Raw genomic sequence first — 14,070 nt, 5'->3', positions numbered from 1 at the left:
ATCGCTATCGTCAGTCTTAAAAAGATAAATGGCGGCGCTTCGCGCCGCCATTTATCTTTACTCTTTCGCCAGAGAGTAGCGGCGCTTGTGCCGCCACTCTCTGGGGTTTGCTATATTTATTGCAAAGTTGGAGTAGGCAAGCATGATTGGTCAATTACTTGATGGACGCTATCGCATTGCGAACAAGCTAGGAGAAGGCGGTTTTGGGCATACCTATTTAGCTCATGACACGCGCATTCCTAACGAACCCCTTTGTGTGGTTAAGCATCTTAAACCCGCAAGTAGCGATCGCGAATATCTGAAAATAGCTAGTCGGTTATTTACGAGTGAGGCGCAAATTCTGGCGCAGTTGGGCAATCACGATCGCCTTCCTCGCTTACTTGCCTATTTCGATCAGGCGGGCGAATTTTATTTGGTTGAAGAATTTATCGAGGGGCGATCGCTAGAACTGGAGTTAGTACGTGGTTATCGCCTCCCAGAAAATCAAGTAATTCAAATATTAGATGACCTCTTAAGCATTCTGGAATATATCCATAGTCACGGGGTTATTCACCGTGATCTTAAGCCCGATAATATTATTCGCCGCAAAGCCGATGGAAAATTGGTGCTGATTGATTTTGGGGCGATTAAGCAGATTCAAAATCAAATTTTACAGGAGGCGCAAACTCAAGCCACCGTAGCGATCGGCACTGTGGGCTATATGCCAAGTGAGCAAGCTCAAGGCAAGCCTCGACCTAGTAGCGATCTCTATGCGATCGGCGTAATTTGCCTTCAAGCGCTGACGGGTTTGCAACCTCGCGAATTGCAAGAAGACTATCAAACAGGGGAATTAATTTGGCAACATCTTGTGCCGAACCGTTCTGGCTTGGTGGATGTGTTAACCAAAATGACTCGCTACCACTACAAGGATCGCTATGAAACCGCGTCCGAAGTTCGCCAAGTTCTAGCCAATTTAGGTAAACCATCTTTGCCTAATTCATTGCCTAATACCCAGAACGAACCTTTAGTAAATGGTTTGCAGTCCACGATTGTTAGTACAAATAGTAGTAATTCTTCCGATCTAAGCAGAGATTTAGGTACAGAAGTTTTGCCTAGAGGCAATTCCACGCCAATTCCACCCACGCAAGTCTCAACCCCTAAATTTGTTCAACCCCAGCCCCTAGTCTCACCGCTTCCCACTCCTATTTCCCAGCCACAGCCGACCGTTGCCGTAACTCGTGAACCAGCTAATTACGAAAATCTCCCCCAGCGAACTGTGCAAGCCTCGACCGATCCTAGCAATGCTCAAGGGTATAGCAATGGCAGTAATAATGCTAGTAATAAAGGCTTATGGATTGCGGTATGGGTTGGCGCATTTGCCACAGCGATCGCGATCGGTGCGGTTATGGCAACCCGCAACCCCTCGATTCAACCTATCGCCAATGACAGCCAATCCCCTGCACCAAAATCTTCACCCAAATCTTCAGCAATTGCGGAGCCGAAAGCTGTAGCTTCCGCGTCTAGCAGCCCATCTCCTTCCGAAACGGGATCTGCTAGCCCTACACCTCTATCTAGTCCAACATCAACCCCCACATCTCCCGCAAAAACAACATCCCCGATCGCGCCTTTATCTGAGTCTGAGGCAGTGGCGATCGTTAATAATTTGGTGGCAAGCAAAAATCAATTATTTGCGCCACCCTTCGATCGCCAATTGCTAGGAGAGCTAACGACGGGGGAAGCCTACGAAAAGCGCAAAGGATCGATGGATTGGTTGCAGAGCAATAATGCGTTTTATCGCTTCGGCGAATATAGTGTGGTGCGTGCAGGTTCCTTTGGGATTCAAGACAATCAAGCTAGTGTGACCGTAGAAATTTCCGAAAGTCCCACTCTCTATGTCAATGGCAAAATTGATCGCTCTCAGTCTCAGGCTTCTAAGGATCGCTATATTTGTACGCTACGTTTTGAAAATGGAAAATGGAAAGTTGCCAATTTGACTAAGGTTGGCACATAGCCCACCCGAGGAGCTACCGTGCACACAGTAGTCCAGAGGAGAAGGGCTGCCCTTCTTCTCTGGGGATTTAAAAAGTCTAAATGCTTGATTTGTTTGACTTATTTGATTGATTTCAGAGGTAAAAGTATGAACTATGACTATTTATGTTTGATTTGTTTGATTTAGGATTTAAATAAGCAGGATTTATGCCCAATTAGAAAATTTAATTGAGGAATATTCTCTCAAGTTCTAGGAACTTTTCGCTTCGATATACAGTCGTTCATGAAATATGCATGAATGTATATAGGAGAAACACTCAAAATGACACATCAAACTAGATTTTCTAGTACCGCCTTACTTGTCGCCGTTAGCTTTGTCAGTAGCTCTGCGCTTCCCTTCATTAGCACTGCTTCTGTATTTGCTCAGACCTCATTTAATGACGTACCCACAAACTACTGGGCGCAGCCTTTTATTCAAGAGCTAGCCGCAAGAGATATTATCAAAGGATTTCCTGATGGAGGATTTCGTCCAAACGATCCCGTCACTAGGGCGCAATTTGCAGCCATGCTTAGCAAAGCAATCAATAAAGCACCAGTTCGTGGGGGGGTAAACTTTGTTGACGTTGCTTCAAATTATTGGGCGGCTAATGCGATTCAGAAATCCTACACCATTGGATTTATGTCTGGCTATCCCGGAAATGTGTTTGAACCTACTCAAAATATTCCCCGTGTGCAAATTCTGGTTTCCTTGGCGAATGGACTCAATTACGCCCCTAGCCAAGCACCTGAAACGATCTTACAGGCTTATTCCGATTCAGCGAGCATTCCTAACTATGCCCGAAATAGCGTAGCGGCCGCAACGGAAAATCGGATGGTGGTTAATTACCCGAGTACCGTGTTTTTAAATCCCAACCAAACCGCTACTAGAGCCGAGGTAGCTGCTTTTATTTACCAAGCACTAGCTAGTTCTGGGCAAGTAACAGCGATCGCCTCTCCCTACATCGTTGGACAGTCCGTAACACCGCCCGTCCAAAATCAAGTGCGTATTCCCGCAGGCAATACGATCGCGGTTCAATATTCTAAGGAGAAAATCCTGCTTGGTCCCGACGAAAAGGTTCCTTTGTCCTTGAGCGTGGCTCAGAATATTTCCAATTCTCAAGGGATGATTTTAATTCCTTCGGGAACTCAGGTGGTTGGAGAATTGCGAACAGTATCTGGTGGTTCTCAGTTCTTCGCTAATGAGTTAGTATTTGCCAATGGTCGAAGAATTGCAATCAATGGTACTTCCAGAGTAGTGACTACTACCGAGAAAGTTGATAAAGGCTTAAGTGTTGGCAAAATCGTCCAGAATGCTGCTCTTGGTGCTGCTGCTGCCGCCGCCATTGCTGCGGTCACAGGCGATCGCGCCCTCGCTACTGAGGAAATCTTAGGTGGTGCTGGTATCAGCACTCTAATTGGTCTGTTTTTAGGAAGAGATAGTGTCACATTGTCTTCGGTCAATCCTAATACTGACCTTGCAGTAACTTTGAATTCCGATTTATTGCTTTAATCCAATTGAGGATGAGTGACGCAAAGCGCCACCTATCCTTTAGAGCTTCACTGCAATTTAATAAGAGCGTGTTTGAGAAGTCTCCTATCTAGCATAAATTTCTGCTTTTACCCCCCTTAATCCCCCCTTTCAAAGGGGGGAAACCTGAATTCTCCCCCTTGAAAGGGGGAGTTAGAGGGGGTAAAAAACTTCTCAAACACGCTCTAAAGAGTCGATTTTTGAGGGTGCGGCGAAGCCGCACCATCAAAAATCGGATTCTTTATTAAATTGCAAAACTCTCCATGTGGGAGCTAGATAAACTTAAAAATCCCTGCTGAGCAGGGATTTTTAAGTTTATCTAGCTCCTAGATTATGAAGCTAGACAAGCTTTTAAAACCCTTGATGGGTTTGATTTTAATAGAAAAACTTTACAGATAAATCACGATAACTGAAACCTATGAGCGATCGCACCGAGATATTACGTCAAAAAATGCAAGCAGTTGGTATTCCTAGCTTTCAATCCCTAAGCGATCGCACGGGCGTATCCCGAAGGGCGATCGATACCCTTCGGAAAGGCAATGCAGCAAATCTACGATATACAGATTTGGCAAAAGTTGCGGAAGTATTGGAAATTGAGAGTATGGATTTGATTTCTCTATGTATTATTGAGCCGAGCGATTCAGAGGTTCCCTTATCCCCCGTTCTTACTCTTAGGGAAGAATATCAAAGATTACAGCGACAGTTAGAACTTCAAAGCCAAGAATTGCGATCGCAGTTTGAAAGGGAAACGATTCAGCAATTGGAATCTTTGCTATTGCAGTTACCATCGGCAGCCCATGCCGCACAGAATAATCTCAATATGCCTGCCAAAAATATTTTGCCTTTGCTACGTCCGCTAGATGCGCTGTTGGAGAAATGGGGGATTACAATGATTGGTTCCGTTGGTGCAGAAGTTGCCTACGATCCGCAACGGCATCAGTTAATGGAAGGAATGGATAATATGGCGGAGGGTGACATTGCGATCGTGCGCTATGTGGGCTATATGCAAGGCGAAAAGTTGTTATATAGAGCCAGAGTCGAGAAATATACGGGATAAGAATCTTACAGCTTGCCTGTATTTGCCTTCATGATAAATCTCTCAAGGGTAACTATCTCTACGCGATCGCCGTAGGGTAGATATTGTTGCAAGTCCCCTGAAATGTAAAAGTCTCGTAATGTCCAGCCTTCTCCACCAAGTACTAAGTAGGCTTTTTGATAATTGGGATTTTGTTCCATGGCATCCATCAAACAGATTACCTCAAAGGGGACTTTCTGTTCGGCGGTTCCGCCGACCTGTTGCCACTTGAGAGATATCAGAACATTACGATCGCCACGATTAGCAATGACATCAATCTTGTGCTTGCCTCCTCCTGGACGACTACCAATATATTGCTGTGATTGATAGAGATATCCCCCATAGATTAGAGAATGTACTACCATCTGTTCTAAAACTGCACCAGTTTCCGTATTCCGAAGACTCATGATAGTTCTAGCCCCTTCTCAAATCCTCTATAAGCAAGCATTTCCTTAGCAGGGACGCGATCGCCATTGCAGCTAATCCGACGAGGGGCATTGAGAATATGAATTTGAAATCCTAAATCTTGATAGAGTTCCAGAATTCGAGTAGTTGCCTGATTAGAGGCGATCGCAGGATTATTTTGTTGAGCTAACCAATGGGCTAAACGTTCTTGTTCTGACCATTCAAAACCATTTTTGGCATATTGACGAAACTCAACATCGTAAGGTGGATCGGCATAGATCAAGTCATTGGAAGTAAGTGGAATCTTGGCAAAATCTAAATTGGTAAACTTCCATTCTGCAAATGCTGATTTATAAGGCGAGAAATCTTTAGTGTAATTAATAGTTCTATGTCTGCCAAAAGGAACATTAAAGCCCCCGTTACGGTTGAAGCGACACAAACCATTATAGCCCGTACGATTGAGATAATAAAATAACTGGGCAGCTTTAGGTGTGTCTGCCTTACCTAGTTGAATTAGCCGATTAAATTCTAGTCGTTGAGCATAGTAAAACTCTCGCTCATTTTGAACTTTTATATCTAACTTCAATCCCTTTTGGAGACATTGATAGAAGTTCACCACATGGGGATTAATATCATTGAGCAATGCTTTTTCTGGCTGTAAGCCTAACGCGATCGCTAACCCACCACAAAAAGGCTCTACTAAACGATAGTTACTATAAACTTGCCAAGGTTTTTGTAAATATGGCACTAGCCAACGCTTGCCACCCGCCCATTTCAGAGGAGGAGTAAGACGCTCTAGCTTAGTTAAAGATTCAGAAATATTTACCACTTGTTTTGCCAAGGGATTTAGCGGAGGGGAGCATAGGATCGATGGCATGACAGCAAGAAAAAATTCTAAGGCTTATCCAATCTACTGCCATTGATACCAAAACACAAAATGCCTTAGCCATTTTGTGTTTTGAAAATCCTTACTGGGTTTGCTTTTTAATTCACAGTTAAATGTTAAGCAGCTACTAGTAAGCCCGCACTGGATTGTTTGGGTAATACCTTAACCACATCAATCTTCGCACAGTAGGCAATATCTTCAGCCCCATTAAGATTTAAGAGGCGCTTACCATGACTTGCTTGATAAAATAGCTCCTCAACCTCATCTTTCCAAGACTTGTAGAGAGTTGCGGCAGCAACAGCCTCATCATTGCCATAATCAGCCTCATTTTCCAGATTAGCGACGATCGCCCCCGCACAGGTCGTATCTTCGAGAGAATAGCTCCCTTCCCAGCCAGAACCAACAATCCATACCGTCTCAGGCTGAGTTTCGCGAAGGTAGCTCAATACTGATCCCAAATTAATCATCGCGCAAGCCAATACACTCTTCGCATTTTGGATTTTTTGGAGTGATCGCGTGCCATTAGTCGTACTCATAAAAATCCGCTTACCCTTCACCACATCAGGCGTAAAGTCAAAGGGCGAATTCCCCAGATCACAACCCTCGACAGTTTTACCACCACGTTCCCCAACTCTAATCCGTAACTCTGGCGGATGTGCCTCACTGACACGCATCAACTCATCAAGATCGGAAAATACTTGGATTCCTTCGGCTCCCGCCGCCAAAGCCGTGGCAATGGTCGTAGTAGCCCGCAAAATGTCCACAGCGATCGCGCAGTCAGGATTTCCAGTTTCAGGCACTAATTCAGGTGTGTGATAAACAAAGATTTTCATTGGCAGATCTAATGGTTGAGCTATCTTCTATAAATTAAACTCTATGAACGCATGTTTTGCAAGGCTTAATGAATAACAAGAGGCTTAAGCCTCTTGTTATTCATTAAGCCTACGTCTCGTCGAGAATGGCAGCGCTTCGCGCTGCCATTCTCGACGGGGAAGGAAGTATACAATAGAGATGTTGTCTTGAATGTCATCTTGAAATTGAGAGTACAACCCCATGATTGCCACCACTGAGCGCCGCTACAGTCTCGAAGAATATCGAGCGATCGCTGAAACCTCGACTGAAAAATGTGAATACCATGATGGAGAAATTATCACCATGACAGGCGGAACGCTTAACCATAGCCGTATTTGTGGCAATATTTTTTCTTCTCTTAAATTTCTACTCCGCAATACAAAGCTTGAGCCAATAAATAGTGATCTACGGCTTTGGATTCCTGAATATAGTCGTGGGGTATATCCTGATGCAATGGTTTTTGATGGATTTATTCAACTCAATGGCGATCGCCAAGATGAAGTTCTTAATCCCATCTTAATTGTGGAAGTTCTTTCGCCATCCACTGAAGAACATGATCGTACTAATAAATTTAGAATGTATCGTTCTATTCCTAGCTTTTGTGAATATCTATTAGTTAGACAAAATAAACCTTTTGTAGAACTTTATAGTAAGCAATCAGAGGGTTGGATATTTAGTGATTTTGATAGTTTAGAGAATTCGATTTCTCTGAATTCTCTAAATATTGAGTTAGCAATATCTGAGATTTATCGCGGTATCTTATTTTAAAAAAATCAAATTCTTTGTGACTCTGCTATGCAGAAAGAATTTGATTCCCTTGGTTTAAATATTTATAGAGAAAACTTAGATATGGATTTTAGTAGTGCTTTACCAATTTTTGCGATTACCCTACGGGAGGGAGTCGAAGCGGCTCTTGTCGTGGGAATTGTGATGGCATATCTCAAAAAAGCCGATCGCAGTGTGCTTAATCCTTGGGTGTTTGGCGGCATTGGCACTGGTCTATTAGCGAGTGTGGCGGTGGGGATTTTATTAAATTGGTTCTTTCAACGGGTGGAGAATACAGAACCAATGCAAGCGGCTTTTTATGGTCAGTTGTGGCAAGGGGCTTTAGGAATTACGGCGATCGCCATGCTCAGTTGGATGCTGGTTTGGATGACCGAAAATGCTAAGGCGCTTAAGGGAGAAATCGAAGGACAAATTGGTAAGGCGATCGCTAATGAAAATGCAGGTTGGGCGGTATTTGTGTTGATTTTGATCGCCGTATTACGCGAAGGCTTTGAAGTCGTGATTTTTATCTCCGCAAAATTGCAAACGGGAATTGTGCCAATTGTGGGCGCGATCGCTGGTTTAGTGAGTGCTGTAGCGATTGGGATTGCTCTCTTTCAATTTGGGATTCGGATTAACCTTAAGGTGTTCTTTCAAGCAATGGGAATATTTTTGCTACTCATTGTTGCAGGGTTAGTCATTAGTTCGATGGGGCATCTGGATAAAGCGATCGCTGCCTATGCGGAGCTATCACAAATTTCTATTTGTTTTCCCGCAACCACCGAGTTCCATTCCTGTTTACTTGGTAACTTGGTGTGGGATGTGCATGATATTTTTCCAGACAATCAATTTCCCGCAATTCTGCTCAAAGCGATGTTTGGATTTCGCGATCGCCTATTTCTAGGACAAGCGATCGCTTACTTCACTTTTTTAATTTCAGCAGGATTGCTTTATTTCCAAAGTCTCAAGGAAAAGCATGTTTCCGCATAATCAGAAAAAATGGCTACGCCATTTTTTCTGATTATCCTTCGAGAAATACGCCCATCTTGCGGAACTTTTGATAGCGCAGTTCCTGTAGTTCCGCAGGGGCTAGCTTACTTAATCGGTCAAGATTTTGGACTAGAGCCGCCTTGAGATTTTCGGCTGCTTTTAAGGGCAATCGATGCGCCCCACCGAGGGGTTCTTCGATTACATAGTCCACAATTCCTAGTCGTTTGAGGTCTGGAGCCGTGATCTTCAGAGCTTCGGCAGCTTTACCTGCCTTTGCCGAGTCGCGCCAGAGAATTGCCGCGCAAGCTTCGGGAGTAGCAACCGTATAAACTGAATTTTCAAACATCATGATGTGATCGCCGATGCCGATCCCCAAAGCTCCGCCCGATCCGCCTTCACCAATCACGGTACAAATAATTGGCACACTCAAGCCAAACATTTGCCTTAAATTTGCGGCGATCGCCTCCCCTTGTCCTTGCTCCTCGGCTGATACCCCCGGATATGCCCCCGGGGTATCAATTAGGGTAATAATTGGCAAATTAAAACGATTGGCATGATCCATTAATCTCGCGGCCTTGCGGTAGCCCCCCGGAGAAGCCATCCCGAAGTTACGGGTCATATTGTCCTTCGTATCCCGCCCCTTTTGATGCCCTAAAATCACGACAGGGCGATCGCTAATTCGCGCTAAACCGCCAACAAGGGCAGGATCATCATAGCCTCGGCGATCGCCATGTAACTCCATCCACTCATCGGTAATCGCCTGCACATAGTCAAGGGTGCTAGGACGGCGCGGATGCCTTGCAATTTGCATTCGTTGCATTGCCCCTAAGCCCGAAAAAATCTCGCGCCGCAAAAGCTCAGCCCGTTGTTCCAAAAGGATAATCTGATCAACCATATCCACGTCATTTTCGTTCGCGAGATCGCGAATTTGGGAGATACGATTTTCTAGTTCAACGATAGGCTTTTCAAAGTCAAGCAGGATTTGGCGATCGGACATAGAGCATTTATGTATAAAAGGATGTATAAGGGATACCAAATTTTAGATTAGCAGACAAAGGACTAGTGTTAGCCATCAAAAGCAAAAGGTGGGGCTTTGCCCCACCTTTTGCTTTTGACTTTCTACTGCGCTTTAGGCTTAAATCCAAATCAAGAAATTTTTTCTAAGTGTTGGTTCGCAACACTTAGAGCAACGAAAGGCTCTCTTAAAACTTTTGGCGCACGCGAAGTGTGCGCCAAAAGTTTTGATTCCTAGCATATTTTTATGAATAGAAGTGGGTTTAAAGTTTAAAACTTACTGTAGATTTTATGCTCAATCCCTGACATATCAAGGTTTTGCAGCTTTTTGAGCCTATAACTTAGGTTAGCATAAGCGCGAAGCAATATAGATACGCTAAATAAGCACAATATGGCTAAGCTCAGAATTGGTATTAATGGATTTGGCAGAATTGGACGCTTAGTGGTTCGCGTTGCTGCTAAGCATCCTGAAATTGAAGTTGTCGGCATCAATGATCTTGTTCCTCCCGATAATCTCGCCTATCTTCTCAAGCATGACTCTACCCATGGACTCTATGACGGTGCGATCGCGGCAAAAGCTGACGGGCTGGAGATTGATGGCAAATTTGTTCCCTGCACAGCCATTCGCAATCCCTCGGAATTACCTTGGGCAGAGCTAAAAGTAGACTATGTGGTGGAATCCACTGGCTTATTTACCGACTATGCAGGGGCGATCGCCCATGTTCACGCTGGCGCAAAGAGGGTGATTATTTCTGCGCCCACTAAAGAGCCTGAAAAGGTTCCTACTTTATTAGTGGGAGTAAATCACCAAAAATTCAATCCTGATACCGATGTGATTGTCTCTAACGCAAGCTGTACCACTAATTGCTTAGCGCCGATCGCCAAGGTTCTCAATGATAACTTTGGGATTGCTGAAGGTTTAATGACCACAGTTCACGCGATGACTGCGACTCAGCCCACGGTGGATGGGCCTAGCAAAAAGGATTGGCGCGGTGGACGTGGTGCGAGCCAAAATATTATTCCCTCTTCTACAGGAGCAGCAAAGGCTGTGGCGCTTGTCTTGCCAGAACTCAAGGGAAAGCTAACAGGTATGGCTTTTCGTGTGCCGACTCCCGATGTGTCAGTGGTAGATTTGACCTTTAAAACCGAAAAATCTACTAGTTACAAAGAAATCTGTGCGGCGATGAAAGCTGCTTCCGAAGGAGCGCTCAAAGATATTTTGGGTTATACCGAAGAGGAAGTCGTATCAATGGATTTCAAGGGTGATTCGCGCTCTAGTATTTTTGATGCGGGTGCTGGTATTGAGTTAAATTCCAACTTCTTTAAAGTCGTATCTTGGTACGACAATGAGTGGGGTTATTCCTGTCGTGTGGTTGATTTGATGATCTCCATGGCTCAAAAGGAAGGAATTCTCTAAGAAAGCAGAAAGTTAGTTGCGACGCAACTAACTTTCTGCTTTCCGTAGAGTTAAGTAAGGATGAGTTGTAATGGTGAGCAAAGAAGAAAATAGCCCCTCTAAACCTATGACACAGACTACTGAGCAAAAATATACGCTATGCGATCACCATCTTAATTTGTGATTAGAAGAGATTATTGGAGTCTTGTTTTACGGTTAATTGATTTAACTGCCCTAGTAGGATCGCTCGCCAAATAAATCAAAATATCACCCATTTAAAGTATTGAATTCTGGTAGCTAACCAGCCTCATGTAATCGTTCCCACGCTACATGAATATGACGGGATTCAAACATACGTTTTCTAGTATTCCAATCATAAATCTTGGTGACAGCTAATTCTGCTGTTGTCGCTTCCTCTCGTGTGGCAACCCAATGCACCGTTGATAGTAACTCCATTCCAAAAGTTGTTTCAAATCCTTTAATCAAATCTGCAACACGATCAAACCTGAGCCTTGTGGACTCATGCTCTGCAAGAAAGGTTTCAGCTTGCTCAAAAGCATTAGGCATTAACTCTAGTGGCTTGTCTGGGCGATCTTCAGCGTCGCCGTAGCCACTAATAAAATGCCCTTCAATATAACTGAGAACATGGCGTAAATTTTCAGCATAAGGTCCATAGGGAGCCTTTTGGTAATTTAACCGCAGCGATTCGCCAGCTTCCTGCATAAAGTACATGAGCTTATGCACTTCTAACAGGGTAACGCTAGGATCCATAACGGCAGATAAGTAGCGGCGCATTAGTCCCAATAAAGCAGCCCGTCCCACAGTCATATTGGGAACTTTACTCTCTTTGACCATTGACTTAGCTTGAGGCGCACCTATAGGCTCAAATAGCAAAACAGATACTTCTGGTAGGGACTGAAAAGCTTCAATAATTAGGGGGCGCACATCTTCCCAGTTCAGTCCACCTAAACCACAGCCTAATGGAGGAATTGCGATCGAGTGAATCTGATGTTGCTGTATCACATTTATTAAATCTTTCAGCCCAGCCTTAATATCTTCAATGTGGCTTTTGCCTTTCCAGTGTCGCTTAGTGGGAAAGTTGATGATGAAGCGAGGAGCATATAAACGATTAAGGTCATATACAAACATTTTGCCAGCTTGCACTTCGTTAGCTTTGCAAGCGGCTTCATAAACTTTGAAATTTTCTGGAAAAGCTTTTCGGAATTGTAGTGCAATACCACGACCCATAACGCCAACACAATTGACGGTGTTAACCAACGCTTCAGCGTCAGCTTTAAGGATGTCGCCTTGAGTTAGCTCAATCATGGGTTTAGCGTCTGCTATCAAAGTACCAATTAGGTTCTACGGCTATAACTGGTTTGTGTACGACATTTGCTAAAGTCGTCTTAACCTTTGTTGCCATCGTACTATTGATTATCCCAATTTTTTCGATCAATGTCCACGGAAAGACATTAAACATCAAAAACTCTGCTTGTTTGCCTTCCTTGATTTTAGCGTCCCGAAAATCTGAAGAAGAAACAGCGCCCCAGTCAATCTCGTTAAGTTTAGAGGGATGATTGTAAAAGTTAGTCAAGCGAGAGCCTGCATTACCATTACTAAAAGCCCAACTTACGCCGTTTGAGTTTGCCCAATTAATGACTTTATGGAAGTCGGCTTGCAGATGAACTATCGGTTGCTGACCGCCTTTATAGCTAATATCTGGATGGTTTCCCATGTGCAGCATATAAAGCATTATTGAACGTGGGCAGAAATAAAAAGGTACATACTGTCCAACCATTGTTTTTGGATGACATGGGACTTCTATCTCTTTGAGTCTTCTTTCTTGTTCATTAGTGGGAATGTCCACTAATGAACAAGAAAGATCTCTTGCTATGCGGGTTGCATCTGAAACCAATCCCATATTGGCTGCAATATTTGGCAGGTTGTCGATATGGGTAATGTGATAAATCTTGGGACTGGGAGGAACTGATGCCATTTAATTATACATATCCTTATATCGCATCATTTCGATGATCGCTTCAAAAGGTAGAGATAAATCTACGGTTATTTGGAGTGTCTGCATAGCAGTAAGGTAACAATCACTCGCATTCCTTTAAGTAGATTGTTTGCGCTTTCCACAAGTTATACTTGTACATTGCGATAGATTTTTTAACATATGTTATCGTAATTCTGGAAGTAGTTTTTTGACTTCACAGCCATAATAGGACAGTTGAGCATTTCATATTGACGAATTGCAATAACAATTTGCTTTGCTATATAAACTCTTTGACGCTTATATTCAGATAAGCCAGACAAGTCCAACGCATTAAGATTGTATATTGCCAAGAATAGATAGTCTTTGAGATTGGCACAATTAGAGAAACTCATACTTGCTATTTTCTGTTCAAGATCGTATGAATTATAAATGTATCCATTATTAGCATTCCAATATTTTAGTAATCTAATCATAGGCTTAAGTAAAAAGTCTTCTCTTTTATTAGCTTCATCAATCCTTATATTAAATGATAGAGGATCAGTTTCCATCCAGTCGGTATAGTAAGTTCGCGGTGCAGGGATGTACAGATTCCCCCAATACGGGCTACGATAACTTGGCACTAGATCAAATTTAATATGTCCCAAAACTAGTACAACTGTTGGGAAAGACTGATAAATTTCAGATCTTGAATAGTATATTTCTGCAAATTTTTTCAAGCGAGATATGAAAGCTTGCGGCTTATAACTCTTCGCATTCTCAAATACTATCATGTAGTCAATATCAGAATTATTGTCTGCATTTCTTGGTAGCATTGTTTTGCGAACTGAAGAACCAAACCGAAACCTCCCTTTAAGGTCTCCATTGACGAAATAACTTCCTAATCGGTTATAAAGTGTATTGATAGAACGATCAATTTTGTCGGACTCAATTTCAGCAATGTTGAGGCGACTTGCAAGATTCTGCAAATGAGACAAAACAGACATAATTAATTTTTAGTAAATTAAGATTGACAACTTAGAAAGATATTACTTATAGCTTTCTTGGGCTTTGTTGCATGAAACAAAAGAAGGCAAAAGAAAGAGGATATTAGGATAGATAATTAACGAGTAACAGGATAGGAAAGAGGTTTAGCGAGTTGAATCATGCGATTGAGCGC

At 43.2% G+C, this 14,070-nt stretch carries 13 protein-coding genes; 6 read left to right on the top strand and 7 right to left on the bottom strand.

Translation table 11 applies throughout. From position 1 onward, the window contains the following. The first annotated feature begins 142 nt into the window (after positions 1 to 142). The 3 genes from H6F42_RS15475 (at position 143) to grpE (ending at position 4,592) form a co-directional block, all read left to right on the top strand. Positions 143 to 1,990: a protein kinase gene (locus tag H6F42_RS15475; RefSeq protein WP_190400274.1), complete on the top strand. Its 1,848-nt coding sequence runs from the start codon at positions 143 to 145 to the stop codon at positions 1,988 to 1,990. Between the two features lie 300 nt (positions 1,991 to 2,290). Next, the gene (locus tag H6F42_RS15470; protein WP_190400273.1) at positions 2,291 to 3,517 is read left to right on the top strand and encodes an S-layer homology domain-containing protein; all 1,227 of its coding nucleotides are present in this window, start codon (positions 2,291 to 2,293) and stop codon (positions 3,515 to 3,517) included. A gap of 436 nt (positions 3,518 to 3,953) precedes the next feature. After that, positions 3,954 to 4,592, top strand: a complete 639-nt coding sequence (gene grpE / locus H6F42_RS15465) for a nucleotide exchange factor GrpE (RefSeq protein WP_190400272.1) — start codon at positions 3,954 to 3,956, stop codon at positions 4,590 to 4,592. 5 nt (positions 4,593 to 4,597) lie between these two features. Here grpE and H6F42_RS15460 read toward each other — a convergent pair whose 3' ends face one another. The 3 genes from H6F42_RS15460 to H6F42_RS15450 all read right to left on the bottom strand — a co-directional run bounded on the left by H6F42_RS15460 (position 4,598) and on the right by H6F42_RS15450 (position 6,734). Further along, a complete protein-coding gene (locus H6F42_RS15460; protein WP_190400271.1) occupies positions 4,598 to 5,017 on the bottom strand; it encodes a PD-(D/E)XK nuclease superfamily protein in 420 nt (139 codons plus the stop codon). After that, positions 5,014 to 5,892 (bottom strand): Dam family site-specific DNA-(adenine-N6)-methyltransferase, encoded by an 879-nt coding sequence (locus H6F42_RS15455; protein WP_190400270.1) that lies wholly within the window; start codon positions 5,890 to 5,892, stop codon positions 5,014 to 5,016. Before H6F42_RS15455 ends, H6F42_RS15460 begins: the two co-directional genes overlap by 4 nt. A gap of 125 nt (positions 5,893 to 6,017) precedes the next feature. Further along, the gene (locus H6F42_RS15450) at positions 6,018 to 6,734 is read right to left on the bottom strand and encodes a 2-phosphosulfolactate phosphatase family protein (RefSeq protein ID WP_190400269.1); all 717 of its coding nucleotides are present in this window, start codon (positions 6,732 to 6,734) and stop codon (positions 6,018 to 6,020) included. A gap of 220 nt (positions 6,735 to 6,954) precedes the next feature. Between H6F42_RS15450 and H6F42_RS15445 the strand changes: the two genes are divergently transcribed. Together H6F42_RS15445 and H6F42_RS15440 are read left to right on the top strand one after the other, a co-directional pair. Beyond that, positions 6,955 to 7,521, top strand: coding sequence for a Uma2 family endonuclease (locus H6F42_RS15445; protein WP_190400268.1), 567 nt, complete (start codon positions 6,955 to 6,957; stop codon positions 7,519 to 7,521). A 27-nt stretch (positions 7,522 to 7,548) separates the two neighbouring features. Next, positions 7,549 to 8,508, top strand: a complete 960-nt coding sequence (locus tag H6F42_RS15440; protein WP_347272317.1) for an FTR1 family protein — start codon at positions 7,549 to 7,551, stop codon at positions 8,506 to 8,508. Between the two features lie 31 nt (positions 8,509 to 8,539). Here the strand turns inward: H6F42_RS15440 and H6F42_RS15435 are convergent, their stop codons facing one another. Continuing rightward, a complete protein-coding gene (locus H6F42_RS15435) occupies positions 8,540 to 9,505 on the bottom strand; it encodes an acetyl-CoA carboxylase carboxyltransferase subunit alpha (RefSeq protein WP_190400267.1) in 966 nt (321 codons plus the stop codon). 408 nt (positions 9,506 to 9,913) lie between these two features. Between H6F42_RS15435 and gap the strand changes: the two genes are divergently transcribed. Beyond that, a complete protein-coding gene (gap, locus tag H6F42_RS15430) occupies positions 9,914 to 10,939 on the top strand; it encodes a type I glyceraldehyde-3-phosphate dehydrogenase (protein WP_190400266.1) in 1,026 nt (341 codons plus the stop codon). A gap of 276 nt (positions 10,940 to 11,215) precedes the next feature. On the opposite strand, the gene H6F42_RS15425 is transcribed toward gap, so the two are convergent. From H6F42_RS15425 to H6F42_RS15415, 3 genes are all read right to left on the bottom strand, one after another. Beyond that, positions 11,216 to 12,244, bottom strand: a complete 1,029-nt coding sequence (locus H6F42_RS15425) for a macro domain-containing protein (protein WP_190400265.1) — start codon at positions 12,242 to 12,244, stop codon at positions 11,216 to 11,218. 4 nt (positions 12,245 to 12,248) lie between these two features. Beyond that, positions 12,249 to 12,914: a DUF4433 domain-containing protein gene (locus H6F42_RS15420; protein ID WP_190400264.1), complete on the bottom strand. Its 666-nt coding sequence runs from the start codon at positions 12,912 to 12,914 to the stop codon at positions 12,249 to 12,251. A gap of 173 nt (positions 12,915 to 13,087) precedes the next feature. Further along, the gene (locus H6F42_RS15415) at positions 13,088 to 13,897 is read right to left on the bottom strand and encodes a nucleotidyltransferase (RefSeq protein WP_190400263.1); all 810 of its coding nucleotides are present in this window, start codon (positions 13,895 to 13,897) and stop codon (positions 13,088 to 13,090) included. Between the last annotated feature and the right edge of the window lie 173 nt (positions 13,898 to 14,070).

The organism is Pseudanabaena sp. FACHB-1998 (assembly GCF_014696355.1).
In the GTDB taxonomy this organism is placed as follows: Bacteria; Cyanobacteriota; Cyanobacteriia; order Pseudanabaenales; family Pseudanabaenaceae; genus Pseudanabaena.
The sequence above is the reverse complement of the archived record's forward strand: the minus strand, read 5'-3'. Positions and strand labels throughout refer to the sequence as shown.